Source organism: Rhodococcus sp. W8901 (genome assembly GCF_013348805.1).
Taxonomy (GTDB): Bacteria; Actinomycetota; Actinomycetes; order Mycobacteriales; family Mycobacteriaceae; genus Prescottella.
The window spans coordinates 372183-397965 of the sequence record NZ_CP054690.1; the positions used below are offsets into that span (position 1 = coordinate 372183).

General features: G+C 64.9%; 22 protein-coding genes and 2 pseudogenes. 12 read left to right on the forward strand and 12 right to left on the reverse strand.

The features are described 5' to 3' along the window. Positions 1-8 precede the first annotated feature (8 nt). From HUN07_RS01645 to HUN07_RS01665, 5 genes are all read left to right on the forward strand, one after another. Complete coding sequence (locus tag HUN07_RS01645) at positions 9-1097, forward strand: tyrosine-type recombinase/integrase (RefSeq protein WP_174907549.1); 1089 nt, start codon at positions 9-11, stop codon at positions 1095-1097. Then, on the forward strand, positions 992-1228 hold the full coding sequence (locus HUN07_RS27345; protein WP_174907551.1) for a tyrosine-type recombinase/integrase: 237 nt from the start codon (positions 992-994) through the stop codon (positions 1226-1228). The genes HUN07_RS01645 and HUN07_RS27345 overlap by 106 nt, the downstream gene beginning before the upstream one ends. Before the next feature lie 312 nt (positions 1229-1540). Further along, positions 1541-1747 carry a toxin-antitoxin system gene (locus tag HUN07_RS01655; RefSeq protein ID WP_174907553.1) on the forward strand — a complete coding sequence of 69 codons (207 nt, stop codon included), beginning with the start codon at positions 1541-1543 and terminating at the stop codon, positions 1745-1747. Positions 1748-2026: 279 nt separating this feature from the next. Further along, positions 2027-3148, forward strand: coding sequence for a hypothetical protein (locus HUN07_RS01660; RefSeq protein ID WP_174907555.1), 1122 nt, complete (start codon positions 2027-2029; stop codon positions 3146-3148). A gap of 2 nt (positions 3149-3150) precedes the next feature. Next, on the forward strand, positions 3151-3957 hold the full coding sequence (locus HUN07_RS01665) for a hypothetical protein (protein WP_174907556.1): 807 nt from the start codon (positions 3151-3153) through the stop codon (positions 3955-3957). On the opposite strand, the gene HUN07_RS01670 is transcribed toward HUN07_RS01665, so the two are convergent. Beyond that, complete coding sequence (locus HUN07_RS01670; protein WP_174907558.1) at positions 3914-4075, reverse strand: hypothetical protein; 162 nt, start codon at positions 4073-4075, stop codon at positions 3914-3916. The genes HUN07_RS01665 and HUN07_RS01670 overlap by 44 nt on opposite strands. 557 nt (positions 4076-4632) lie before the next feature. Here HUN07_RS01670 and HUN07_RS01675 point away from each other — a divergent pair. Continuing rightward, positions 4633-5208 (forward strand): hypothetical protein, encoded by a 576-nt coding sequence (locus HUN07_RS01675; RefSeq protein WP_174907138.1) that lies wholly within the window; start codon positions 4633-4635, stop codon positions 5206-5208. Between the two features lie 357 nt (positions 5209-5565). Then, positions 5566-5937 (forward strand): hypothetical protein, encoded by a 372-nt coding sequence (locus HUN07_RS01680; RefSeq protein WP_174907560.1) that lies wholly within the window; start codon positions 5566-5568, stop codon positions 5935-5937. Between the two features lie 391 nt (positions 5938-6328). On the opposite strand, the gene HUN07_RS01685 is transcribed toward HUN07_RS01680, so the two are convergent. From HUN07_RS01685 to HUN07_RS01700, 4 genes are all read right to left on the reverse strand, one after another. Beyond that, on the reverse strand, positions 6329-6799 hold the full coding sequence (locus tag HUN07_RS01685) for a hypothetical protein (protein WP_174907562.1): 471 nt from the start codon (positions 6797-6799) through the stop codon (positions 6329-6331). Positions 6800-6890: 91 nt separating this feature from the next. After that, positions 6891-7286: a hypothetical protein gene (locus tag HUN07_RS01690; RefSeq protein WP_174907564.1), complete on the reverse strand. Its 396-nt coding sequence runs from the start codon at positions 7284-7286 to the stop codon at positions 6891-6893. Positions 7287-7527: 241 nt separating this feature from the next. Beyond that, positions 7528-8064, reverse strand: coding sequence for a hypothetical protein (locus tag HUN07_RS01695; protein WP_254622735.1), 537 nt, complete (start codon positions 8062-8064; stop codon positions 7528-7530). Positions 8065-8110: 46 nt separating this feature from the next. Continuing rightward, positions 8111-8449 (reverse strand): hypothetical protein, encoded by a 339-nt coding sequence (locus tag HUN07_RS01700; RefSeq protein ID WP_114723759.1) that lies wholly within the window; start codon positions 8447-8449, stop codon positions 8111-8113. Between the two features lie 554 nt (positions 8450-9003). Between HUN07_RS01700 and HUN07_RS01705 the strand changes: the two genes are divergently transcribed. Further along, a complete protein-coding gene (locus tag HUN07_RS01705; RefSeq protein ID WP_114723760.1) occupies positions 9004-10032 on the forward strand; it encodes a trypsin-like serine protease in 1029 nt (342 codons plus the stop codon). A 1375-nt stretch (positions 10033-11407) separates the two neighbouring features. On the opposite strand, the pseudogene HUN07_RS01710 reads toward HUN07_RS01705, so the two are convergent. Together HUN07_RS01710 and HUN07_RS01715 are read right to left on the reverse strand one after the other, a co-directional pair. Continuing rightward, positions 11408-12804: pseudogene (locus HUN07_RS01710) on the reverse strand (IS1380 family transposase). Between the two features lie 1443 nt (positions 12805-14247). Further along, positions 14248-14721, reverse strand: a complete 474-nt coding sequence (locus HUN07_RS01715; protein WP_174907565.1) for a hypothetical protein — start codon at positions 14719-14721, stop codon at positions 14248-14250. A gap of 728 nt (positions 14722-15449) precedes the next feature. Here HUN07_RS01715 and HUN07_RS01720 point away from each other — a divergent pair. Both HUN07_RS01720 and HUN07_RS01725 read left to right on the forward strand, forming a co-directional pair. Then, entirely contained in the window at positions 15450-17936 is a 2487-nt protein-coding gene (locus HUN07_RS01720) for an AAA family ATPase (protein WP_254622736.1), read from the forward strand. Between the two features lie 492 nt (positions 17937-18428). Next, a pseudogene (locus HUN07_RS01725) lies at positions 18429-18830 on the forward strand (alcohol dehydrogenase catalytic domain-containing protein); the annotation flags it as partial. A 5-nt stretch (positions 18831-18835) separates the two neighbouring features. Here the strand turns inward: HUN07_RS01725 and HUN07_RS01730 are convergent. After that, complete coding sequence (locus HUN07_RS01730) at positions 18836-19204, reverse strand: VOC family protein (RefSeq protein ID WP_114723792.1); 369 nt, start codon at positions 19202-19204, stop codon at positions 18836-18838. A 172-nt stretch (positions 19205-19376) separates the two neighbouring features. Here HUN07_RS01730 and HUN07_RS01735 point away from each other — a divergent pair, with 172 nt between their 5' ends. Next, on the forward strand, positions 19377-20255 hold the full coding sequence (locus tag HUN07_RS01735; protein WP_174914334.1) for a LysR family transcriptional regulator: 879 nt from the start codon (positions 19377-19379) through the stop codon (positions 20253-20255). A gap of 78 nt (positions 20256-20333) precedes the next feature. On the opposite strand, the gene HUN07_RS01740 is transcribed toward HUN07_RS01735, so the two are convergent. From HUN07_RS01740 to HUN07_RS01755, 4 genes are all read right to left on the reverse strand, one after another. Further along, positions 20334-21299 carry an IS481 family transposase gene (locus HUN07_RS01740; RefSeq protein WP_174907568.1) on the reverse strand — a complete coding sequence of 322 codons (966 nt, stop codon included), beginning with the start codon at positions 21297-21299 and terminating at the stop codon, positions 20334-20336. Between the two features lie 105 nt (positions 21300-21404). Continuing rightward, complete coding sequence (locus HUN07_RS01745; protein WP_217487171.1) at positions 21405-22295, reverse strand: alpha/beta fold hydrolase; 891 nt, start codon at positions 22293-22295, stop codon at positions 21405-21407. 67 nt (positions 22296-22362) lie between these two features. Continuing rightward, a complete protein-coding gene (locus tag HUN07_RS01750; RefSeq protein WP_114723795.1) occupies positions 22363-22956 on the reverse strand; it encodes a dihydrofolate reductase family protein in 594 nt (197 codons plus the stop codon). A gap of 276 nt (positions 22957-23232) precedes the next feature. Continuing rightward, positions 23233-24144, reverse strand: a complete 912-nt coding sequence (locus HUN07_RS01755) for a tyrosine-protein phosphatase (protein WP_174907570.1) — start codon at positions 24142-24144, stop codon at positions 23233-23235. Between the two features lie 537 nt (positions 24145-24681). Here HUN07_RS01755 and HUN07_RS01760 point away from each other — a divergent pair. Further along, a complete protein-coding gene (locus HUN07_RS01760; protein ID WP_174907572.1) occupies positions 24682-25683 on the forward strand; it encodes an alpha/beta hydrolase in 1002 nt (333 codons plus the stop codon). Positions 25684-25783 lie beyond the last annotated feature (100 nt).

The window sequence follows — 25783 nt, forward strand, 5'->3', positions numbered from 1 at the left end:
TCGCGAGCGTGGCGTTGCGAAATGGCGTTGAGAAAGTCGAGCTGCCGAGCGGGGACATCCGGTACCAGGTCCGGGTGCGGGTAGCCGGCCCAGACGGCACGAGACGTCAGCTACGCAGGAGATTCGAGACCTCGAAGGCGGCGGGGGAGTTCCTCGACGAGTTGCAAGACAACCTCAAGGAAGAAGCCACTCAGGCTGCGGCCGACGAGGCGGGGGTCGTCACGGTGGCTCAGGCGGTCGAGCGTTGGCTCGCGGCGCAGCGGATCAACCCGACTACGCTCGCGGCCTACACGGCGGCGCTGTCGCCGCTGGTCGACCGGTTCGATAGTCGCGATGTGCGGACGATCGGCGACAGCGAGGTGGAGCAGCTCGTGCAGGACCTGGCCGCTGGTACCGGACCAGGCGGGCGGAAGTGGAAACGAACCTCGATCAATCCAATGCTCGCGCGCACCAAGGCCGTCTGGAAGGACCTGGAGCGGCGGAAGGTACTTAGCGACAATCCAATCCAGTACATGAAGCCGCTACGCAAGAAAGACGACGCCGACGCCTACGATGGCGCCTTGGACTTGTCCGACCGACTCGGTGAGGACGAGGTTGCGCGGTTGGTGAAGATGCACTCCGCGGTGGATTTGCCCTTGGTCGGCGGGCCACGGTCGCCCCAGCACATGGCCGTGGTTCATGCGCCGATGGTGCACCTTGCGCTGATCGGGCTGCGGCGCGGTGAGCTGGCGGGGCTGCGTTGGAGCGCAATTGATTTGGATGCCGGCCGTATTGCGGTGGCCGTGCGGACCCGAGTGCGCGTGACGGGCCGCACGATCGATCAGGGGAACGGCAAGACCGCTCGCGCGCGGCGATCACTGAAACTGCCAGCCTCGGTGCTGACGGTTCTGCGGGGCACGCAGGAACGACAGCAGATCGCCAGAAAGCGCGCTGGTGACGCGTGGGTAGGGGAGCGAGACTCCACGTGCTCACGCACTGGGACGGGCGGCCAGTGGCACCGCGGACTCTGGACGACTGGTGGAAGGAGGCACTGCGGTACGCCGGGGTCCCCCACCGCAGGCTCCACGCCGCTCGCCATACCGCGGCGTCACGGCTGATCGCCGCGGGAGCGACACCGTCCGCGGTTGCGGCGTGGCTCGGTCACGCAGACGGCGGGACGCTCGTGCTGCGGACCTACGCCCACACCGATGCGTCGGAAGTGGACGCGCTGGCGGAGCTGCTGGGGTAATCGAGGATCTGTCGGTGGCGGGATCTGCCGCACCACAGCAATGTGTGATCAGGGTCACACATTGAACTTGGGTCGCAGCTTTGTGGCCAGAGTCAGAGCTTCTTGCAGTTTCTCGCGCTAGTTATTCGGCAGTGGGGCCGACATGGGCCAACGGGCCGACGCGAGATATTCGGGCGATTTCTCGCTACTACTCGCCGTGAGCATCTCTGGCTCGGCGGCGGGCTGTGAGCCGAGAAGTGTTGGTGGTGAAGGTATTCAAGGTGTGCAAGGTTGGTCTCGAACCGGTTGATGCGGAAGGAGCCAACAATGGCAATGGCAAGCAAAGGACCGCGCACACTCGTCGCCTCACGCGTCCCTGACGACGTGTACCAGATCCTCGAGGAGCGGCGGCTCGCCACCGGAGTCGGTTCCGTGAGCCAATTTGTCGCCGACCTGCTGTCGGGTTATGCCGGCCGCGCCGATCTGATGCGGGAGCTCGACCACGAGGCTCTGTTGAAGGGGGTAATGCCTGCGGCCTGACGGAACAGGCCCCCATAGCCGGGCACCGCGTCTCACGGGTGACCCTCCCCAATACATCCAGCAGCGCCAGCTCACCTCGACAAGCGAAAACCCCCGCTCCTGATCCGAACAGGAACGAGGGTTATCGACTGAATTCTGGTTGAGAACCAAGCGCCAACTTGATTCTCTGCGTTGCTATTCCCCGAAGGGACTGTCTTGGACGACAGGTCTCACGGTACATCGTGCCCTCACGCCTCTTCAAGATTCGACGATGACGGCGGAGAGTCGACACCGGAAACCGTGTGGCGATCGCTCGCCCCGCTGATGGCCGCGCGCCGTTCCATGCGCCTGTCCGCGCCCAGCGACGACGGCAGTTTCGCCACGCCGCGCCCCCTGACCAGGCGATTACCCGATGCGCCGGCTGCGGTTCCGCTCTACAACCAGCACGGCCGCACCGTGCTGCTGGCATTGGACTTCGACGCCAAGCGCCACAAAGCCGCCCAGGTCGACGCCGACGTCGAGCAGGTCCTGGCCTGGCTGCACGAGTGCGGCGGCCGCGCGGTCACCGACCGATCCACCAGCGGCGGCCGGCACGTGCTCGTCCCGCTCGCCACCGACACACCGCTACGGGTCGACGACCTCCGCATACTGCTCGGGCTGCTCGAGAAGCGCCTACCCACCTTCGACAAGCAGCCCATGCTCGGCAGCTCACACGGCTGCATCAGCGTCCCCGGGTCGCTGTGCCGCGAAGGCGGTCACCGGCGCCTCGACGGCCCCCTCGCGACTGCGGTCGAGGCGTTCACCCTGCGATCCGACCGCGGTGTTGTCGCCCGCCTGGTCGCTCTGCTCGGCGGTGCCGATACGCGCCGGTCTCGTCCTCGCACCGCGGTCGCGGTCGTGGAGGCTGCGCTGGCCTGCGAGGAGCGTCTCGTCGGCGTCGGCGACGACCGCCGCCTGCATCCCCGCTACCGACTGACCAGCGCCATACCGACGCCGGTGGCCACGTTCGCGCGGACCGGCAAGATCACCGACTCCTCCCGCTGGCCGTCGCCCTCCGAGGCCAGGCAGTCGGTGATCAGCAGCGCCGTGCTGCGGGGCGCCAGCGCCGCCGACATCGAGGCTGCGCTCGGGACCGCCGACTACGCCGGCCTGCGCAAGGCCTACGCCCGGTACGTGGCCCCGAGCCAAGTCGCCAGATCCCTGCGGGGGGACGTTGCCAAAGCATTGACCTGGGCCGCGAGAGTGGCCTCCCAATTCCGTGATCTCACGCACGAGAACAAGCACACAGGGGGGCGGGGGGGACCACGGTTCCGAGAACTACCGACTTCCGCAACGATCCGATCCGACGCCGCTGGCTCGCTGCCGCACAGACGTGGATCGATCAGAAGTTCCTGGGGTCTCGCCAGCGGCCCATCCTGCTAGCCGTGATCCAGGCCCTCGCTTACTCGTCCGCACTGGCCGGTGAGCTCGTGGAGGGCGTGCCGGTGGTGGCTGTCGGCGGCCGCAGTCTGTCGCACTCGGCTGGACTGATGTCGGAGTCCACCGTGTGGGCCGCGCTGCGGCTGCTCCGGGATACACCCGGCTCCCCTGTGCTGCGTATCGCCCGCGGTGCGGGGCAGCTGCCCGATCGGTACGCCTTGACCGCGCCTGCGGGCGCGGCCGCCGATGGGCCTGACCGAGTCGCGCTCGAGAGGGCCCGTGTCGAGCCCGTCCACCATGCCTGGAGCGTGATCGGGCTGCGCGGCCGGACGCTCTACGACCTGATCCGCAGTGGTCAGGTGACCACCGTGCCGGACGCGTTGGCTGCCGCGAAGCTGGGCCAGTCGGCCGGGTACGCCATCCTCACTGACCTGCGGGTAGCCGGGCTGATCACCCTGGACAAGGGTTCGCTCGCGCTCGGCGACCGGACCCTGGACGACGTTGCCGCCGACGCTGGTCTCGCCATCGTCGCGGCCGAGCGGATCGTCCGGCACCGCGCCGAGCGCCTGGTCTGGCATGCCTGGCTCGAGTGCCGTTTCGGGCCGCCTCCGGCCGACCAGGACACCGCGGACCAGCGGGGCGCCACTCTGGCAGCCGCGATCGCGGCTGCGCCCGTACTCGATGCACAGGATTCCGAGCTGATTTGGGCCGCGACGATGGCCGCGGGTCCACTGCCGGCGGACCAGCTCCTCGACGCGCTGGACCTACTCAGTGACGCGCTCGGTGCAGTGATCGTCGCAGCACCGAGCTGAGCACCACGATCAAGTGGAGCGCCGAATCGAGCGAGATCACGCTGGTCGAGTACGGCCCGAATGCGGGGATCGCGGTCTCGGTGACCAGTCCGGCCAGGGTGCGCGTCATGAGGTCCATCACTGTCTCCTTGGGTGCTCTGCGGGGACAGGGGTACGGCGGCTTCTCGAAAGGGCGCTCGGGCACCGGAAGTCACGCGATCACCCTGTGGGCATTTTCCGTGTTTGTCTCCGGCCTGGGCGCCGCCCTGGCTGTGTTGCGATTGACGGGTGCACTCTTGGACGTCGACGCTTCTGCGAGTGACTTCCTCGCTGCTCGCCCGACTGACCGTGGCCTGCGAGACAGTCGACGATCGCGATTCCGGAACGGGAGAATGTAGGAGTGAGACTCGAGGGCTGGAACAGCATCCCGAAGGGGTTCGGGGCACGCTTCGATATGTCACGTGCGCCGTGGTGGCTGCGAGCGTGGATGAACACGCCGTTCATCGACCGGTTCGCGTATCCGGTGGTGGTCGCCCGGGGGCTCGGATACCTCACCGCCCATCCTGGATTCGATCCCGCAGCGCTGTCCTCAGATGCAGCGGCCCGTGGTTGGCGGTTGGGAGAGCCGCCCGGCAAGGGCGGTGGGACGCCTCTGTTACGGCGCGATTGACTGAGGCTGCTCCTGAACGTAACGGCGTGGGCGACATTCGCGGTAGTCGACACATGAACGGTTGGCGGGTACTGCTGGGCGTAGTGGTGGTGGCGGCGCTGGTCGGCTGCGGAAGCGGTGCCGGAGAGGACGATTCGCCCTCGCCGGTGACGACAAGTTCGTCTGCGCCGACGAGCACTCTCTCGCAGACGCCTGTCGTCGAGTCGCCACCGCCTACTGCGTCACCCGAACCCGTTGAGGAGACGGCGGAGCAGCCCGCGAGCCCGGTGGTGACGCAGCCGGCCCCCGTCATCATCAGCTGCCAGGATGGGATGGGACCGATCGAGACGTACTGGTCCGACGGCTCGGTCACCGGGTACTCGGACTACTGCCAAGCGCAGCACGACGCGGCGCTGGCCGCCGAAGTGGAGGCCAATCGCAACGCGCCGTACCGCGGGCAGGAGTCCACCTACACGCCGCTTCCGCAGGTCGAACCGAAGGACGAGTACGACACGTCGTACCGTTGCACGAACCGGATCAACTACGCGGGTGATCCCCGGTCGAACGCCGAAATCAACGGCATCGGCTTCACCACCGGTTACTGCCCCGAACCGATCAACTGACTGTTCAGGCTTCACCGTCGAGGACGGCGAGAAGCCTCTCGGGGATCGCGTCGGCCTGGCCCTCGATGTCCTCGAGTGCAGCAGTCTGCGCAGCGTGCTCGCCCAGGCTTTGTGAGCAGGATCCCCGATCGCGTCCTCAACCCCGTGCCCCTCGGGATCGTGGCCGTTGGGGCCGTCCTTGGACGGTGCAGACCCCTCGGTGACTATGCCTGTAAACGGTTTGGTAGCTATGTCTTCCGCCTAGCGCGCGGCTGTGTTGTGCAAATTCGAGGTTGCGGTCATACTCGAGACGAAGGCAGGGGTGAAGTACCCCAACCCGGATCGGGGAGTGGTTCCCCGGAGAGCATGGTGATTCCCATGACGGACGTTGTTTTCGTGTCGGTCGAGCAGACGTTTGACGAGTCGATGACCATTCCTGAGCTCGAGGAACGAGCGTCGTGGGCGTGGGGTACGACGGTTCAGGCCGTCAAGGATGCTGACCGTGTCGTGGCGGTGAAATCTCAACGGCCGGTGGCGGCGTGGGTGTTGAGGGGCGCGTATCCGACGGCGTCGTACACCTACAGCAAGGGCAACGGTGACGAACGTCCGCGGATCGCACTCGACCTCGGTGATCCGCTTCCCATACTCCCGGCGTACGGCGAGGTACCCAACATGCGCAGGGGTATCCGTGTCATTGACCTCGACGTGCAGCCACTGCCGCATGATCGGCCGCTGCCGAGCGGGCTGTAGGTCGTCAACGCATAGAAAGCCGACCGGTCCTGCCTGCCTCTCATCACCGGCAGGTCGGACCGCGCAGGCGTTGCCGGATTCAGTCGTCATCCTCGCTGGTGATCGCGCGGAGAGCTTCTTGTAAGGCTTCGAATATCCCTGCGTGTTCATCTTCCAAACTGGACGTTAGACAACCGGACCGCCGCGGTAGTCTCCGCCCGCGCCGCCGGGAGTAATTCGGTGGGCCAGGATCGCCGGGCTGATGCCGACCCCGCACCATCACCATGGCCGCGCACGCGGGGGTGATCCCGCCCAACAACCTGTTGGACGGTTGCCGACCTTTCGGTGCTTCGCGGGCTGTCTCTGCTCGTTCGTTGCGAGCAGAGGTCTCGCTCGACCTGTTCCACGCGAGTCACATGCAGCGCGCGGTGACATCGGTGTAGGCAACGAGGTAGCCGAAGCTGACGCCGAGAAAGGTCTCGGTTTCACCCTTGCACCCCAGGGGATTGACCTCGGAAAGTCGGACGGCGAACTTCGCCACGTGGTCCTTCACGCGCTTCTCGGCAACGTCCAGGGAGCAACTGCGGCGGTCCTTCCTGTCGAAGTACTCGGTCCCGGAGAACTTGTCCGTCGTCGATAGGCGCACGTCGGATATCCAACGATTCGTGACGTCCCAGCCGCGTGACGCGCGAAACTCGCGACCAACGCTGTCGAGCCGCTCCGTGTCCGAACGCGAGGAGGCCGTCTGCCCGACTTTCACCCACCCGGAACTGAATTCGATGACGTACAGGATCCCGCTCGGCGCGCCTGGGAGCAACGGCGCCTCCGAGAACTGGGGTTCGTTGAACCGCAGACCGTTGATGTCGTACTTGTAGTCACTCACCCGACCCCCATCCACCCGAATCGATGCCCCTACACCGGCGGCAATGTGTGTCAGACGGTACCCAGGCGCGCGACTTGTCATCCTGCGGTGACTAGTCAAGACACTCGGCGATGTCGCCGACCAGGAGCACCGCGGCCAGGGCCGTGAACGGGTCGCCGGGAATCCAGTAGCCGTAGGCCTCTTCGTAGCCGAACACTGTTGAGTTCGGTGCCCGTGACCGCCAGCGGGTTAGCCCGTCGTCGTGAATGTGCGGGTAGTCGCGGTGGACGGCCTCGGGGTCCTCGACGGATGCTTCGTCGGGCGGGATCTTGAAACTCGGTCGCAGCAGTGGTCCTCGGAAGATCATGACTAATCCGGCGCGCTGACCGGTCGGCGCCATCGTGTACTCCAGAGCCTTGGAGAGGTCGCCGCTGCAGAAGATCGCTGCGTCGGTGGGGTGCGCGTCGACGCCGCGGGTGATGATCGCGGGGTACCTGTCGATAGGCACGCCGCGAAACAGTGGCCAGTGGCCAGCGGATGCCAAGTTTGTTGTCAGCTCCGAAACCGGCGAATCGAACTCAGACGGCAGGTCGTCAGGTGTGAATCGCCACGTAGGAACTCGTTCGCCCGGAATCTCGATGTACGCCACGGGGTCAAGGTAGCGCTCCGAATACCGAATGGAGTGCTGAGGTGGCCTTTTGCCGGAGACGCTGCGGGAACTGAAATTCTCATCGGTAACCGCGCAGAAATCAGGAGTGAAGAGGGGGCGGATCTGGAAACGGGGTCCCGGCGTCATTTCCGGAGTCGTACGTCGGAGGCCACTCGATGCCGTACTTGTCGATCGGCTCGAGGGTCTCCGGGACCGTGACGATGTCGTCCTGGACGAGCGCCGCGACGAACTCATGATCCGTCGGACGGCCGGCGATGCACTTCGACACGCACAGGTCGACCGGATCCAGACACAGCCCAGTCCGCCCGTACAGCTCGGACGAGCCGTCCGCGACGGTGAAGTGCACCAACCTGCTGTCCCAATGCTTCGGCAGCACGACGACGTCCTTGTGGATCCCCTCGACATAGAACCCGTGGTGCTCGTGGAACGGGGAGTTCTCCCCCAGGCGCGCATCCAGCATGAGGAGCTTCTCCTCGACCGCCGGCGGATTGGTGATGCCGCTCAGCGGCAGGATGTCGACCTCGCGGGACTGGAACGCGGCCTCGGGCAGCTCAGCGGTGTCGTAACTGCCGAGGATCGACTGGGAGCCCAAGACGACGACCGGCGACTCGTCCAAGTTCGCGCACGCGGCCCCTTGATCGCCCGCCCGAGTTCTTCCCGGTTCACCGCTTCAGCAGGTCACGCAGATCGTCGAGCACCTGCAGGCGCTCGTCCTCGTCCAGCAGCACCGACAACGGCGAGAGGTTCCGCATCTCCTTGGCCGTCTCGTCGTCCGAGTCCACGATGTTCCGGAAGGACTTGATGTCGTTGTCGCGGACGATCTGCTCCCACCGGTCCATGTAACTGGTCATCAGCGGGCCGCGAGAGACATGCTGGCGGATCGTGTCGAGATTCCGGCGCACCTTGTCCGTGTCGACAGACAGATGCTCCCGGTCGATCTTGGTCAACACCGCGCTCTGCATGAGCTTCTGGCGGGTGACCTTCATGTTCACGACGGTCATCTCGCACTCCTCTCATGCTCAGGCCGCCGGCGCAGCGTCGATTCGCCCATTCTACGGGGCTCGTCCAGAGTTTTCCCTGGTTGTCCACCTGTTGTGTGGGTATGGCCCCAACCACGCAGCAGCCACGCGGGACGAAAGAGCGCGGGTCGTGCCGTCGACGACGCGGCCGGGCCAAGTAACAAGGCTGCTGCGAAACCGGAGAAGAACGCTCCGGTTCCTTGCCACATGGTTCCGCGGTCGCCCCGAGTCGGAGGTCGATGAGACAAGTCACGTAGAAGCCCCAACCCAGCGTGACGAATCGGGCGAGTCTTTGGTGTTGCACTGCCGCGTGCGCTCGAGCGGCTTCCTATTTATCCCTTTCAGCCACAGCAGACCGTTGAGTCGGTACTGTACCTCGGAGCGCTGACCTGCGGCGTGCTCACCTGGGCCCTTCCCGATCGGGAATCGCCTTCCAGCTTCGTTGATCGATCGAATCGTTACTTGTAGTAAGTCCAGCCAATATCTGCCAGTGCACGAAAGAACTTCATGAGTCTGGAGATGATGCAGTGAGACGAATGTTAAAGATCGCCGCGGCTGCGGCAGGGGCGGTCAGCCTTGTGTTGGTCCCGACGCTGCCGGCGAACGCCGAAACCGACACTCCCAACGCCATGGTTGTGCAAATCCCTGAGGCACTAGACGATCCCGCCCCGGTTCTGAGCCAGAGCGAGCTGGAACTCGATCCCGATTTCCAGGCCTACCTTCAGCAAGAACAGCAATACCAGCAGACGGTTCAGACGGCGCCGACGGTTGCGTCGCCGGACAGTGGCGGGGCCGGCCAGGTTTCCGCTCGCAGCACCAACCCTGTCGAGACGCGTCACGACGGCGTCGGAGCACTCTATTTCACCGCGGTCGCCTACTCCTACCGCTCGTGCACCGCGAACTACATCGGTGGAAAGTTCTGGCTCACCGCCGATCACTGTGTCAGAACCGCCCCTTGGGCGCCAGGATTCATTCAGCAGTCCGACGGGCAGTTCGCCGGGATCGAGAACATCTACCGCATTAACCAGCCGAACGTGGACTTGGCACTGATCAAGGTCGGGTCCGGCATCAGTGCGACACCATTCAGCTTGTCAACCCGCACACCGACCATCTCCGACACCCTCAAACTCGTCGGGTACTCCGGGATCAACAACACCAACACCCCGCAGAACTTCTCCTCTTCGTCGACACTCGACTACGAGTACCACATCCCCTCTATTACGTTCGTCGACGGCTCAGTGTTCAATGACCTCTCGTCGTTCACTGCCACCGATTACCCCACTTGCAAGGGCGATTCCGGTGGCGCCTATTTCTCCGGCGGATCGATGTTCGGTGTCCATACCGGCCAGGGAGTTGTTGTGTCCCAGAACACGATTTACAATTGCACAAATTGGTCAATGATGACCAACCTCACCCCGTATATTCCGTGGATTCAGAATATTATGGCGACGCAATCCCAATCCAACCTCGGTGAGATTGCCCGTGCATTCACCGGCGGGGTGGGCGCAAACTTGCCCTTCCGAAACGCTGGATATGCCCCGAATATCGGCTACATAGGAAGCTGACCACCATGCGACTCACTTTGACTCGATCCGTAATCCTGACCGCGGGGCTATTCCTGGCCGCAGCCCCGGCCGTTGCCCATGCTCAAGACTCCACCGGCGGCGGGAGCCTTCCCGCAAGCGGCAGTAGCCTCTTCCAGACGGGTTCCGCCGAGACCATCTCGGACGCCATTCGGTTTAACCGGACCTTCACCGAGCAAGAGATCGCTCAGTGTCTGAAGGACGCTGAAGGTGGCGCCTCAACTGGCTCCCGCCCCTGCCCTCTGCGACCGATCACCGAGATGGACCTCGCTGTAGCACGACTGCTGTTCGGCTCTGGGTACTTACTGTTCGGCTCCATGGGTTGATTTAGCGCACAGCCTGTCGGGTCGGCGCCACATTCTGTGGTGTCGACCCGATCGGTCACCGCAGCGCCGCATCCGCGGACGAGGCTGCAGCGATACCGAAGAAACATCAAGGGCACCAGAAACCCTCCGACTCCGGGCCTCAGGAGGCGCTGAGCCACCAGCTGGCGGTTATCCGTAGCGAACTCATGGAAGTCCGATCGATCAGAGCTGCCAGGTCGACTCGAGACAGGACCACGCAATGACTGCGACGTCGGGGTTTCCAACGCTCCGAGGAAGGCGATCAACGGCAGGCTCGAGCACCTGTGGGGCATCAGGGCGCCTCGCAGACCGCCTCGCGGAGGTCGCGTTCGAGCAACGCTGGGTGATCCGCGGTCACCACCGACGATCAGGGCGCCTCACATCAGAAAGAGCGCAGGTCTTCCTGCACACCTGACTGCGTCCGATTGGAACTCGCACCACCGTCCGGTCACACCTCGAGCCGTCACCCCGGGCCGTTTAGGTTGACACAGGCGCTTCCCGCCTTGGGTATCCCGGCCCGTTGATTGCAGATCTCACGGATCCGCTCGCTACGGGCGATTCGAGGATCACGACAAGAACGCAAGAATCCTGATGCGACATTTGCGCGAGAATGCGCAGGTTACCGACGTCTGTGGCCGACAAGATGGATGAGAACCTACATTTCGGTCGGGGATGTCTATCGATTCCGTGGCCCTGGCATCGGCAAGTAGTCGCTGTGTTTAGCTGCGCGCACGGGGTGGGCTACGCGGGAGATCGGTATTTCAGCCGGAGTCGGAGTTGCAGCGGCCGCTGCATGGTGTCTGCCCGCGGGCATTGGTGGGTTGACCCTGGTGGCGTTAGCCTCGATCTTTCGTGAGCGCGGCGTGCCGGCCTGATCGAGTTCGGATTTCTTGTCCCGGTGATGGTTCCGGTTTCCGGACGTGGCGGGGTGGCCGACGCGGTCGGGTTGCGTCGGGGTCCACGGCCCCGAATGATGGTGCTCCTTTCGTCCCGGCGGGGAAGATTTCCGCTGGTCAGGTCACTGTTTTTGGTGTCGTCACGCGTGTGATCGCGGCGACGAGCAGGTCGACGTGGGGTGCGTGGGCGGCGAGTTTGAGGTGGATGCGTCGGGCGTGACGGACGATGCGGCCGGCGATGTGGAACAGCCGGAGTCGGAGTCGTTTCGGTTCCCAGCGTCGGGCGGTTTCGGTGTCGAACGCGAGGAGTTGTGTCCAGGCGATCAGTTCGCCCGGCGAGTTGCACGATCTGCAGCCAGATCCGGTTCTGGTCGAACCCGTGTAGCGGAAGGTTCTGCAGGCCAGTGTCTTTCGCGCCCCGGATCCGGTCCTCGCAACGGGCCCGGCGGCGGTGCCGCAGCTCGAGATCCGGGAGTTGGCCGCGGGTGGTGTTGGTGGCGAACGCGGTCAACCGCAGACCCTCGTGGTCGGTGAACCGCAGTTGCGCGCCGGGGTGCGGCCGCTCCTTGCGGACGATGACCCGCATCCCAGCGGGCCAGGTAGACAGGTCGATCAGCCCGGTGAGCTCGGCGACCCAGGCGCCGTCACGGACCTTCCCGTCGGCGTCGTAGGCGGGCGTCCACACGGTCTTCGGGATCAGGTCGATCGCCGCGGTCATGGTGTCGGTGAGCCCGAACCCGATCGAGTACGCCAACCGCCGCTTGGTCAGGTAGTCGAGAAAGTCGTGCGTGCCGCCCGGCGCCATCGGTGCGGATCAACACTTTCTTCCCGACCCGGTAGCCCGGATCGAACGGCAACTGCGCCAACGCATCCTTGACCACGGTCACATGGTCTGCAGCGGTGTTCGAGCCGGCATTTCCGGGCCGCAGGAGCATCGCCACCGGCTCACCGGTCCCGCCATCACCGTGGTCGACGAACGCGCACAACGGATGAAACCCGAAGCCACGCTTGAATGTCGGGGCTGCGGATTCCTTCTCCGAGTGCGCGGTCACCAGGGTGGCATCGATGTCGACGACCAGCGGATCCTTCTCGTCGATCCGATGATCGGGTGTCCGGTCTCCGGCCGCGGCCCATGCACGGCGTCGGGCCGCAGCGCGAGCACTCCCGATCGCCGCGAGTGCGGCGCCGGGGTCCGCGGCCAGCGCGGTGACCAGCCTCGATACGGTCGGGTCGGAGGCGACCGGACCGAACACCTGCGGGTGCGCCCGCAACTGCGCGATGTCGGCCAGGCAGTCACCGCCGAGCGCGAGCGTGACCGCGAGATCCAACACGATCTTGCCCGGGTCGTGCGTCGCGAGGGGCTTGCGCCACGGCTCGAGCGCGGCCGACAGGGCGGTGGTCAGGCCTGTTTTCTCGGCGGTACGCAGCAACAAGACCGTCCCGGCATGCGACACGACGCCGGTTCCGGTGGCCGATGCGGACAGGTGTGGGTACGGGGACGTAGACTTGGCCACCTGAAAGGTGCTCCTTGATCACGCGATTGTTCAACGTCAGTGACACAGGTGTTCAGCCGAATTACCGTGAAAGCGGCAGGTTAGTGGTGGGTGGGTTCATCGGGGTCGTGGTCGGTTCGGTGTCAGTCGTGGGCGGCGCTCTGGCGGTGCGATCGGCGCAGGTGCGGCCGCCACGGTCGGCACGCTGTTGGCGGCACAGGTTCGCTGCATGTTCGGCAGCGGCGGTGTTCCTGCTGGTCACGGTGGTCTTTGTCTGGAGAGTGTCGGCTTCAGCGACGCCTGGGCAGTTCCTCCCACCGTTCGGAGGTTGGTTCCTGGGGATCTCGGTGGCATGGTCGGCGGTGACGTACGCATGCACGCTGTTTCTTGCGCCTGCGGCCAGAGTGGATTGACAGATGGGTGAGGGCGGATCGATGGCGAAGGCGGCACGGTACGAGACTCGGGTTTCGTCCACTCGGAGCCTGTGTCGAGTCGGCGCAACAGCACTCCTCGCGGTAGGAGTGGCAGCATGCGGCGCTCCATCCGAGCCGGCGCCCGACAAGATCGAGGATGGCACCGGGTACGCGTTCGACATGTACACCCACTGCGGCGCGCGGGAAGCGCTCTTTGCGGGTGAGTACTGGGAAGCAGTGCCAGTCACTCCCGGCCCCACTTCCGAACCGGCGAACTCGCCGGCCGGGTGGGACGACCCCTATCAGGCGGGGACCATGACCCGGGTATCGGAGACATCGGCAGTGTTCGAGGCGAAAGGGCAGGAAAAGCACTTCCAGCTGAGGCCGGGTGCCACCGGCTTCCTGCAGACCTGCTCATGATTCGAAGCCAAGAGCCAGAGGCCGCGAACTGTCGGACACCGTGGCCCAGCATCATCCGGATGCCCGGATCCGTTCCCGCGCAATTGAACCGCAGCCGCCTCGCCAGCTCTCTGATGGCGTGTGTCGCACTACTCAATGTGTCCGCGTGTGTGAGCGACCCAGACCGGCCACCTCGCGCAGAAGTGGTTCCCAGCCCGAATTGCATTGCCCCGAATCTGCTTCCGATCCTTCTGCCCGTTGCAGTTGTTCCACCACCCGGCCAGGCAGACGCTCCCGCACCCGGATCCCTACCCGATGGATTCGTTCCGACCGCCGTCGTCGCATGCAGGCCCGGAGGTCCCGACACTCCGACAGCCTCGGGCGAAGTAGCGGTAGCCGAAACACGATACGAAGGCGACCTGAGTGGTGTCCTCGACGCGCTCAGCGAACCCTCGGACCGACGGGATCGGGGATGCACTCCGAGCCACGTGCGGGTCCCGGCGCTGTGGTTGGTTGACGAGGGTGGTCGCGCTATACGCCCGAGCGTGCCCAAGGACGAGTGCGGTGCGCTGAAAGCACGCGTGTTCAGCGAAGTGGAAGGCCTCATCTCCGTGTCCGAAACGCCCCATCTACTGGTGACTCAGCAGTAAGATCAGAGGACGCCATGTCGGGGGACCCGTTGCCGGCTCCACAACAGGGAGATGGTGTAGGCATTGCCCATTGTCAGGATCATGAATGGGGCCGCAAAGACTGCCGCTTCACCGACCGTGAGCTGTGGCGCCCAACGAGTTTCGCTCAGACTGGGCGGGATCGGAGCGGTGTCCTGGAAACCCACGACGACGATGTAGATGTAGAGCAGGCTCATCCCGACCAGCCCGATCGTCGCGAGGATCCGCGCGGCCCGCGGGTATCGTTCGAGGCGCTCGGCGCCGTACACGGTCAGAGCGATCGCGGGCACGAACAACAGTGCGCTGATCATCAACACGAACAGCCAGTTGGAGATGATGTCGGCAATCGCGAACCCGGTGCCGTTCAGGATCGGCATGCCGACCAGCGCCACCCCGAGAAGTCCGACAGGAGCCGCAGCGGAACCGATCGTCCATGTCCACACACTGTCGTTGTGCATACCGCCCACTGTCACACAAACCGCGTCTCAGGAATCGGTCGACACGACGGCCGGCGCATCTGACGCAACGGCGACTTCGTGTAGGGCTACCACCTTCGACCTAGGAGGATGCACCCGTGCGACGTCCTCCGATGATGGTGGATCGGCGCCTGGTTCGGAAAGACCCGCCGGCCACCGTCCGACCACTATCCCGGGACGACGTGCCCGCTGCTGTGGTTGGTCAACCGTGATGGTCGAGCCATCCGCCCGTCGATTCCGGTAGACCGGTCCAGGGCAGAAAAGGTCGATGCCCGCTACGCCACCGCGCACATGCCGATGGTCAGCCGTGTCGAACACAGACTGGACGCGCCAACCACGTCCGGCTGATTCGCTCGCGCCCGGCAACTCCACGGGTGCTTCTCTTCTTCGGGCTTCGACGCCGCACCGGATCCCGGACACCCTGCCACTTCGCCCCTCAGAACCGTGCCATCTATCACTGAAGATCACAGACACCTTCTTCCGCATTTCAGATGCAGTCCTGTTTGACGATCGCTGAGCGGGACGCTTGTAGTTGACCGCGAAGGATGAGTGCCTCCTGCCCCGGTTAAAGTCGAGCGGGAGTAGCGCGGTCAACCGCGACCTCGCACTCATTGGGGGAGGGCGGGACAGTGGTGGATGCAGAGACTCAGCAGCAGCGGCAGGACCCCCGTGGCCTGCTCCGAGAATGGGCGAACTCATCCGATGAGTGGGTGCGCTACATCGTCCGTCAGGTTCTTAGCTGCGGCGGCCCACTGGGAAGCGACGAAGAAGCCCAGGCATACGCACTGTTTCGGCAAGAGAAGGCCTTCGACGCTCGCGAACTCCCTACCGAGGAGCCGCTGGCGACCCTTGAACGCAAGGATGAGGAAATTGAGCCTCTCACGCTCACCTCACTTTCCGCTGTCACCGGCGTCAACGCCCTAGTAGAGGGCGGGGGCATCTCACCGCATGAGGGGCTGACAATCCTGTTCGGGGAGAATGGAACCGGCAAGACTGGGTATTCTCGGATCTTCAAAGCTCTCGCCGCCAGCCGGACCGCCGATGTGATCCTTGGCAACGTCAGAGAGACAACGCCCCAGGCCAAGTCGGCGCTCGTCGGCTACACACTCGGTTCGGAGTCGAAGACATATACCTGGACAGGTCAACAGGGTGTCGCCCCGTTCACCAGGATGTCGATCTTCGACAGTCCCTCCGTCAGCTTTCACGTCGATGACGACCTTGAGTACGTCTACGTGCCGGCTGCATTGGCGTTGTTCAACCACGTGATCGCCGGTATCAAGTCAGTACAGACTCAAATCGGCCAAGCCGTCCAGGATCTGACGCCTGGCGCCGCTGGGGTTGCGGCTCGGGTCCCTCGCGGCGCCACGGTGTATCCACTCATCGAAACACTCGGAGCAGCCACAGATCTGGAGCAACTGAAAGCGGCGGCTGACGATGATCCAAACGTCGATACCCGCATCGGAAACCTACGCCGCACGGTCGCGGCGCTGGAAGCAGACACAATCAGCGCTGAGATCAAGGTTCAACAGCGAGTCGAACGCATCCTCACCGAGGCATCTGCGGCAGCCTCCGCGATCGCCGATTTCAACGTGTCCGCTTACAACCGCGAACTCGCTACGCTTACCGGGTTTGAAGAGGACTACCGCACCTTCCGCGTGACCTTGTTCGCGGCAGCCGACCTTCCCGCCGAGCCAGATGACACCTGGAGTGCGTTCCTTGAATCCGCTGAGGCGTACAAAGCGCACCTCACCGCCCTGGAAGTGCACGATGCTGAGCGGTGTTTGTACTGTCGACAGCCATTGGGCGATGCTGCGCGATCCCTCATCGGCAAGTACGCCGAGTACCTCGAGGACAAAATCACCACCGAGATTGCCGCTTCGAAAGCTAGGCTGCATGCGCTCACCAACCAAGTCACCTCGATCAAGGTCGGTGACGCCGAGGCCTACGTCAACGACTACGCCGGCGCGGACGACAAGCCGCCTTTTCACGCCGAACTCGACCGTATCCTCGCGTTGATCGTTGGTCTGACTGAGCACGTTCGAGCCGTATCGAACGTCGATCCCACCCTGACTGCGCATGCCGGGATGGACTCCAAGGCGGTTGCAGCCGCGCTAGCAATCACTACACAAGCACTCGGCGAGCTGAGAAATCAGGCCGCCACACGGGCAGAGACGCTCACCGAAAAGAAAAAGGAACTTGTCGAGCTCGAAGCTGCTGCCGAACTCGCAAAGTCGTGGACTGTCATCGAAGCGCACGTACGCGACGCTAAGCAGGCTGAACGACTACTCCTCCTCACCAAGCCCATGCCGGGCCTGTCGCGTTCTGTCACGGGTCTGGCCAAGGCTGCGAGCGACCAGATGATCAATGAGAGCTTCGACACGCTCTTCAGCGAAGAGTGCACAGCCCTCCGCGCACCCGAACTGCAGGTTGAGTTCGTCGGACGTCAGGGTCGCGCACAACGTCGGAAGGTCCTCAGCGGGAAATACAGGCCTTCCGCGGTTCTATCCGAAGGCGAGCAGAAGGTCCTGGCGATGGCGGACTTCCTCGCAGAGGCCCGCCTCACAGGAATTACCGCGCCCGTCATCTTCGACGATCCCGTCTCCAGTCTCGACCACCGACGGATCCACGAAGTCGCGCAGCGCATTGCCTCGCTGGCTGAGACATCGCAGGTGATCGTGTTCACTCACGACATCTTCTTCGCCAGCACGCTGCTTGCGCTCATGGAGTCGTCCAAGCGGTGCTCCTACTTCCAAATCACCGACGAGGATGGAAAGGGGCACGTCACCCGCGCCACCGGCCCCCGGTGGGACAGCCTGAACAACCTCAAGAAGCACATCAACACCACCATCCAGGACGCCAAGACCCAGCACGGCGATGCAAGGGCAGCGCTCGTTCGGACGGGCTACAGCTGGATACGGTCTTGGTGCGAGGTATTCACCGAGACAGAACTCCTCCAGGGCGTCACCCAGCGCTACCAACGTAATGTGCGTATGACCAACCTGGCGAAGATCAAGCCTGGGGCGCTGCCCGCCGCGATCGAGACGGTCAACCGCATCTTTGAGGACGCATGTCGGTACATCGACGGCCACTCGCAGCCTCTACCCACCCTCAACGTGAGTCCCACTCTCGCTGGGCTTGAAGCACACTGGGCCGAACTGGCCCAAGCACGTGAGTCCTACTCCGCTGCCATCGACTAGCTCCGGAGTTCACGGGGGAGTTGCTAACAGCGGGACAGCACACGACCGTAAAACGCCATGTAACAGTGCAGTCGACTTCTGAAACTGACAGCGGCCGCGGAAGCGAGGTGACTCGTGAACGACAACGGACCGGGCGCGCTTGAACAGCACGCCTATCTTGACCTTCGCCAGGGCCGGTGGTGCCGGGAGTATTTCGCAGTGAGGTCAATGGAGCGCAATATGACACAGATGTGACACACAATTGGGCAGTGTCGAGCTGTTGGAACAGGTCATTCGAGAGGCAAAGGCACTGACCAGCGGAAATTTTGTCTGGATTTCGTATTTGTACCCGCTCACTTCTTGAAAGCGAGCGTGGCGTTAAACCCACCGGGGGTTCAAATCCCTCCGCTTCCGCCACAGCCCCTCACCTGTTTCGGCAGGTGAGGGGCTTTTTTGTGCCACCGTCACGTCGGTGTCGAGTCGGTGGCGAACCGGTCCTGGGTGGCCGCCCAGCTGGCGAGGAGTTGCAGCGCGTCGGGGGTCGGGAACGTTCGGGTCGAGGATCTGCCGGATCCGACACTGCAGCAGCCGTCCAACGCGATCGTGCGGATCGTGCGCACGTGCGTCTGCGGATCCGACCTGCACCCGTACCACAACCTGCCCGCGACACCCGGCGGTACGCCGATGGGGTACGAGTTCATCGGGGTGGTCGAAGAGGTCGGTGGGGAAGTGTCGACGCTGAAGAAGGGCGACTTCGTGATCGGCCCGTTCGCCTGGTCGGACGGAACGTGCGACTTCTGCCAGGAGGGTCTGCAGACGTGGTGCCGCCACGGCGGGTTCTGGGCCGGGAACGGGATCGGCGGCGCGCAGGCCGAGGCCATCCGGGTACCGCTGGCGGACGGCACCCTGGTAAGGCGAGTTCAGCGGTCGACGGGTGCTACCCGGAGTCGGTTACCGTCCAGATCCGCGGCCACGAACGTCAGCCCGAATACGTCCTCGCATGGTTCCTCCAAAATCTCGACGCCCTTGTCCAGCCACTCGTCGTAGATCTCTCGGATCTTCGGGCTTCCACCTTCGACCAGGAGCCCGACCTCGAACGCCGGGACCGAGGGAGCGTCGGCCGTTCGAGTCTTCCCTCCCCACAGTGCGAGAACGACCCCACCACCCAGGTCGAAGATCGCGTAACGGTGGCTGAGCATCTGAGCTTGCATGCCGAATAGCTCGCCGTAGAACGCCGCCGACGAGGCGGTGTCGCTGACATAGATCAAGAACTGATTGGGCAGGCGCATGCGATGTCCTTTGCTCGGCGGAATATGACGGCCGTCGTGTGCCCGTCCGACCGGAACCAAACCCGTGATGGACGCAGATCACTCGGCGGAGGGTAGGCCGCGTGACCACGCTAGGTTCGACAGCAGCGATACGTCCAAGAGCTGGTTCGTCTCGCAACTAGAATCAACGGTTATGGAACTGCGCCAGCTGCGGTACTTTCTGGCTGTCGTCGACGAGGCGAACTTCACCAGAGCTGCGGATCGACTGCATGTCGCGCAACCGGGTGTCAGTGCGCAGATACGCCACCTGGAACGCGAACTGGGGCATGCCCTTCTGGACCGCTCGGGGCGAACGGTGACACTGACCGAGGTCGGTGCCGCTGTACTTCCCTACGCGCGCGCCGCGGTGGCTGCAGCATCGGCGACGCGCGATGCGGCCGATGCGGTGGCAGGCCTGGCGCGCGGGCACGTCGGTATCGGCTCGGTGCCCTCGGCGGCACTCGACCTCGTCGAACTGCTGGCAGACTTCCACGCCCGCTACCCAGACATCGAAATGACCATGACCGAACAGAGTTCGGAGGCCCTCCTGACGGAGGTCCGCACCGGACGACTGGACCTGGCTTTCGTAGGCCTGGCCGGGGACTCGCCGTCGGGTATCGCCTGTCGAGTCATTCGCGAAGAGGAGCTCGTGGCCGTCGTCGCCCATACCGATCCACTGGCAGAGAAACCCACAGTCTCGCTTCGCGAGCTCACCGCGCGCCCACTGATCACGCTGCCGCGCGGAACGGGGATCCGTTCTGCTCTCGACGCAAGCTTCGCCGAGACCGGCCTGCCCGCGCACATCGCCTTCGAGGCCAGCGATCCACAGGTCGCGGCTCGACTCGCACACCGAGGACTCGGAACGGCGATCCTGCCGGCATCCGAGGTCTCGCAGGACGATGCCGGAGAGCTGATCCGCACGGTCGCGATCACCCCGCGAGTGTCGGCCCGTCTTGCTCTGGTGTGGCGAGCGCATGGGCCGCTGAGCCCCGCAGCGGGCGCCCTACGCGCGCTGGTCACAGTGCGAGCATGATGCGGCTCATCTCGGACGGTCTGCATCTGGCTGAGATCCATCACGCAATAGGAGACAAGCCCTAGCTGTACCTGGCCATCAGGTTGGTTGCAGTCGGCTGATCGGTGGGAGTCCTCCGAGTGCGCTGTGGCGTCGTCGAGTGTTGTAGTACTCGAGCCAGGGTGCAAGTGCGTGGGCGCGTTCGCTGTTGCTGGTGAAGACCTGACGGTAGGCCCACTCGGTTTGCAGGGTCCGGTTGAGGCGTTCGACCTTGCCGTTCTGCCACGGGCAGTGCGGTCTGATGAACTTCTGCTTGATCCCGTGTTCGGCGCAGACTGCGCGTAGGGACCATCGGTAGGCCCAGGCGTTGTCGGTCATCAACCGCTCGATTCTCGTGATGCCGCGGTCCGCGAAGTAGTCGATCGCACGGGTCAGGAAACCCGAACAGGTGGAGCCCTTTTCGTCTGGGAGGATCTCCGAGTAGGCGAGTCGGGAGTGGTCATCGACGAGCGAGTGGACGTAGTCGAATCCGGTCCGGGTGCTGCGGTCGCGGGCTGTCGATCCGGCGGCTCGTCCGTGTGCGCGCCATCCGCCACCGTCGGGGATTCTGCCGAGCTTTTTGACGTCCATGTGCACCAGTTCGCCGGGCCGCTCACGTTCGTAGCGCACGGCGGTGGTTTTCGACGAGCGGATCACCTGACCGGTCATCGGGTCCAAGTCCGCCAGGTGTGGCACCTGGTGGCGCCGTAGGACTCGGGAGACTGTGCGGGCCGGCACCCCGAGTTCTGCTGCGAGCCAGTCCGGCCCGCGTCGCTCACGCACACGGAGCTCGACGATCCGGGTCTCGACTTCGGCTGCGGTTCGGGTCGGCATGGTGTGCGGGCGGGAGGACCGATCGTGTAACCCGGCTTCGCCCTCGGTCTCGTAGCGGGCCACCCACGTCGACACGCACTTCCGGGATATCCCCATTGCGCTGGCGATATGCGCTTTCGGCCAGCCATCTCGGTAGCGCTCGACGATGAGCAATCTGCCGAGATATGTGGTTCGGGCATTACGGTGGGACACGAGAACCTCCGAGCGGATGTGGGCCTTAGACAAGCCACACCCCACTCGGAGGTTCTCTTCACATCAAGCCGACACGCCCGCTACCAACGTCCTGACCGGGTACACCTAGCTCCGTTGGTCCCGGTCCTGCGGATCGGCGTGACCGAGCAACGCGCGCAGGATCGGTTCGGCGTGTGTCCACAGGACGGCGCCGCCGATGCCGGGCACCAGGTGGCGAACAGCTCCGGGGATGCGGGCGGCCAGACTCTCACCGTTGTCGGGTGAGTGGCCGGTGTCCTGATCGCCGTACCAGATGTCCACGGGGACAACGATCGTCGTGAGGTCGATGGGCCAGCGGCCCATCGCCAACACCGTGTCGCGTGCGTAGCCGGCGGGGCCCGGCGCGAACGCCTCACGCATGCTGGCACGATAGGAACCCTCGAACGTGGGGTCCCGGTAGACGGCGAGGTCGGACGCGGGGCTGGAGTCGATCACCATCTGCCACATGGCGTCCGCGTCGAACGTCGCGAAGAGACGCTCCGCGGCGTCCGGATCCGACGCGGTCAGTTCGACGAGATCGCGGAGTGGTTCGGGCAGGGCATCGGCGAACTGCGGTGCCGCCACCTCGTCCGCACCGGACACGATCGCGACCGCGCCACTGACACCGGCCGCCGCGCAGGCGAGGGCGAAGGGCGCCCCCTGAGAGTTCCCCACGATCGCCGGCCTGCCGAGCCCACGCAGCGCGGTGAACTCGCCGACATCGGCCGCGAAGTCTCGAAACGTCTTACCGGGCAGCGGTGTCGACCGGCCGAGGCCCGGACGGTCGAGCGAGACGAGCCGCGCGCCGAGCGCATCGACGACGCCGGCGCCGAACCCGAGTGATCGGGTGGTGGCGGCGCCCGGGCACACCAGCACCGGAACGCCGTCCTCGCGTCCCCATTCGGCCCACCCGATCACTCGCCCGTCGGCGAGGCGCGATTCGCCCAGTCGGGCCGGCGCCGAGATATCCACAGACATGGGCCCGATCCTCGTCCGCCCTGCCGGGCCTTGTAAACGGATTTTCGATGCCTAGACCCGTGCGGTGCTAGTCGGTGACGGGGCGGTAGGTGCACACGAGTACCCCGGTGCCCGTGGTGACCGACGAGACCAGCTCGAGCGGGCGCTGGACGCCGTCGTCGGGGAAGATCGTCTTCCCGCCGCCGAGGAGCACCGGCTCGATCATGAGCAGGAGTTCGTCGACCAGGCCCTCACGCAGCAGCGTCCGCACCAGCGTCGTGCTGCCCATCACCGACAGGTCGCCGCCTGCGGTGGCGCGCAGCTTCCGGATCTCCGCGATGGCGTCGCCGGCCGGGATGCGCGTGGTGTTGGTCCAGGTCAGCTGGTCGTCGGTGAGGGTGTCGGTGACGACGTACTTGCGGATGTTGTTCATGTGGTCGGCGAACGGGTCTCCGGCCCGCTCCGGCCACGCGGCCGCCATCGTCTGCCACGTGCGGCGCCCGAACAGCAGCGCCTCCGTCTGCTGCGCCGCGGCACCGATCGCCGCGCCCATCACCTCGGCGTCGAAGTACGGATGGGACCACCCGCCGTGGGCGAAGCCACCGTCGGTGTCCTCCTCGGGCCCACCCGGTGCCTGCACGACGCCGTCCAGGCTCATGAACTCACTGACCACGATGCGCACGGACTGTCTCCTTCGTCTCGACGAACTGTTCGGTGATACAGACCGACGATCCACCCCAAACTCATCGGTGTCGAGGTGCCCGCCCGGCGTTCGCCCCAGTGTCCCCCGACGACCGCGCGTCGTTCACCTCGACGCGCTGCAATGACGGTCGGGCATTCCCCCCTCACCACGGATCTTCGGGCACGTTCCTGCCCGTGACAGGAAGCACCTACGTCCGCCGGTCTCAGTCGATCATGCAGCGGCGCATGACCCGTCGCTCGGTGCGAGTCCCGAGACCTACACGGTGAGCTTGGTATTCAATGCGGTGATCGTGTCGGCCGACAGCCCGAGCCCGGAGGTCAGATAGTTGTCGAACGTACCGAAGTTGGTGCTGATCTCGTCGAACCCGGCCTGGAGGAACTCGGGCGAGACGCCCATGAGAACCTTCATGGCCGCACCGGCCTGCTCGCCCTTCGCGGCCGCGACCTGTGCGGCGGTCGCCTCGATGGAATCCTTCGAATACTCGTTGGTGAGTAGGTAATTGCTCATCACCGTCGCGTCGTCGACACCGGCGATCTTCAGCAGAACCGCGCTGGTCCAACCGGCTCGGTCCTTGCCCGCGGTGCAGTGGAAGAGCTGCGGCCCGTCGGTGGTCGCGATGTCGGTCAGCAGGGTCGCGAACTGTGCGCGCATCGCCGGATCGGTCACGAACCGTCGGTTGGCATCGGTGAGCACTGCCGCGGCGCTCTCGGGCGTGGAGAGATCCACCGACGACGTGACCGCGCCGCTCGCGGCGTCGCCGAGGATGTTGACGTGGGTGTAGCGCGCGCCCGCGGGAACACGATCCGGACTCTTGCCGATCTCCGCCGTGGTTCGGAGGTCGTAGACAGCCTTCACGCCGAGGGCGTCCAGCGTCGCGGCGTCCGCGTCGCTGGTGGCCAGTGCGTTGGAGCGGTAGAGAACGCCCTCGCGAACACGACGTCCGTCGGAGGTGGTGTAGCCGCCGTCCGGCCCGGCAAGATCGCGGAAGTTGTTGACCGACATCAGACGCGGAGTCTGCGCCGTCGCGGTCGAACTCGCCGGCAGCGAGGACGTGGTCGACGAGACGGTCGGGGCGGTTGCGGTGTCGGCGGTCGTCGACTGGCTGCATCCGGCGAGGACAACGGTCAATGCCGCAGCGACACCGACAACTTTGAGACGGGAATTCAACGCTTCTCCTTCGAACACTCGCAACAGAACGACCGAATCCTGATCGAAGGAACTGGCGGAACCGTGGCCGCCCGGTGAACGGTCGGTGGCCGGCGGCTGTGGTTCGTGAGATCGGCGTGACGTATACGTGGCGATTTCGGGGGAGGGACACTGTCGGATGGGCATGCTGTCGAAACGAGAAGTGGATCGGTGCGCTCGGTCGCCTCACGGCGAAAGGCGCAACGCGGCTCCAGCCGGACGGAACTCCGCGAGGGCAATGGGTTGAGCCCGGGGGACACGGAGCGCACCGATCCGAAGTCCACAACGCCGACCGGTAGCGGGGTATTCCGGAACCGCGGGTGTGATGTGGATTGTCCGCGTCCGGCAGCGACGTGATCCGGCCGCGTCCACTTGTAACGGACTGCTCTCACATTTCCCCCTCACCTGCGGCCCGGCGGCACATCAGCGGCGGCGGATGTCGTCGAGAACCCGGCAGCGAACCGGATCGCTCCGTACCGTGGAGTGTCAACTGATACCCAGGGGGTGGGCGGAGTAGTGATGGGGCGATCAGCCATGACGACGGTGGGCCTGACGGCCGCGCTGTCGATGTTCAGTCCGGCATTCGCGGCGAATGCCGTGCCGATCGAGCAGATGCCACCGGCGGTTGCCGCGGCGGCGCACGTCGACCACGTGGTGGAGTTGACGGATCAGCGCACGGCACTGTTCGTGTTCTCGCCGGCGATGAACAAGGTCGTCCAGGTGCAGATCCTGCATCCGAAGGGCGCGGCCGCACGGCCGTCGCTGTATCTGCTCGACGGTGTCAGCGCCGGATCCGAGTCGGACTACCAGGAGAGCACCTGGACGCAGAAGACCGATGCCGTCGAGTTCTTCGCGGACAAGAACGTCAACGTCGTCCTGCCCGTCGGTGGCACGGCCGGCTACTACACCGACTGGGAGCGAATCGATCCCGTTCTCGGTGAAAACCGTTGGGAGACATTCCTGACTCGCGAGCTGCCGCCGATCGTCGACGGGCGGTTCCGGGGCAACGGCGTCAACGCGATCGCCGGCCTGTCGATGGGTGCACAGGGCGCGATGACACTCGTCGCCCGCAATCCCGACCTCTACCGCGGGGTCGCCGCGCTCAGCGGTTGCATGGACACCGGCCGCGTCGAATCGCAGGCCGCGGTGCGCGGCACCGTCGCGTCGAAGGGCGGCGACGCCGACAACATGTGGGGGACGCCGGGCGACCCGGCGTGGCCCGCACACGATCCATCCGTGAACGCGGAACAGTTGCGTGGCAAGGACATCTTCGTCTCCACCGGCAACGGGCTGGCGGGCCCGTACGAGCTCGGCGCACCCGATGCGCTCGAGAAGGTGGTCGTCGGCGGGCCGCTCGAAGCAGCGTCGCACTCGTGTACCCAGCTGTTCGACGGCAGGCTGGCGCAACTCGGCATCCCGGCCACATTCCTGTACCGCCCGTACGGAACTCACTCCTGGCCGTACTGGCAGGACGACCTGCGGGAAGCGTGGCCGACGCTGGCCCGCGCCTTGGGGATCTAGCAGGATCTGTTGGCTGACTGCCAAACTCGCCCACCGAGCCTGACACCCGCCTTCGATCGGCGCCGGCTCGGACGGTGAATCTCTGTGGTGGTGATCGATC

Bases quoted from the DNA above. Each gene is read 5' to 3' on its own strand.
- HUN07_RS01655 (WP_174907553.1), top strand. From the start codon at position 1,541: ATGGCAAGCAAAGGACCGCGCACACTCGTCGCCTCACGCGTCCCTGAC.
- HUN07_RS01670 (WP_174907558.1), bottom strand. From the start codon at position 4,075: ATGGACCTCATGACGCGCACCCTGGCCGGACTGGTCACCGAGACCGCG.
- HUN07_RS01680 (WP_174907560.1), top strand. From the start codon at position 5,566: ATGACGGACGTTGTTTTCGTGTCGGTCGAGCAGACGTTTGACGAGTCG.
- HUN07_RS01700 (WP_114723759.1), bottom strand. From the start codon at position 8,449: ATGACCGTCGTGAACATGAAGGTCACCCGCCAGAAGCTCATGCAGAGC.
- HUN07_RS01705 (WP_114723760.1), top strand. From the start codon at position 9,004: ATGTTAAAGATCGCCGCGGCTGCGGCAGGGGCGGTCAGCCTTGTGTTG.
- HUN07_RS01715 (WP_174907565.1), bottom strand. From the start codon at position 14,721: ATGCACAACGACAGTGTGTGGACATGGACGATCGGTTCCGCTGCGGCT.
- HUN07_RS01730 (WP_114723792.1), bottom strand. From the start codon at position 19,204: ATGCGCCTGCCCAATCAGTTCTTGATCTATGTCAGCGACACCGCCTCG.
- HUN07_RS01735 (WP_174914334.1), top strand. From the start codon at position 19,377: ATGGAACTGCGCCAGCTGCGGTACTTTCTGGCTGTCGTCGACGAGGCG.
- HUN07_RS01745 (WP_217487171.1), bottom strand. From the start codon at position 22,295: ATGTCTGTGGATATCTCGGCGCCGGCCCGACTGGGCGAATCGCGCCTC.
- HUN07_RS01760 (WP_174907572.1), top strand. From the start codon at position 24,682: ATGGGGCGATCAGCCATGACGACGGTGGGCCTGACGGCCGCGCTGTCG.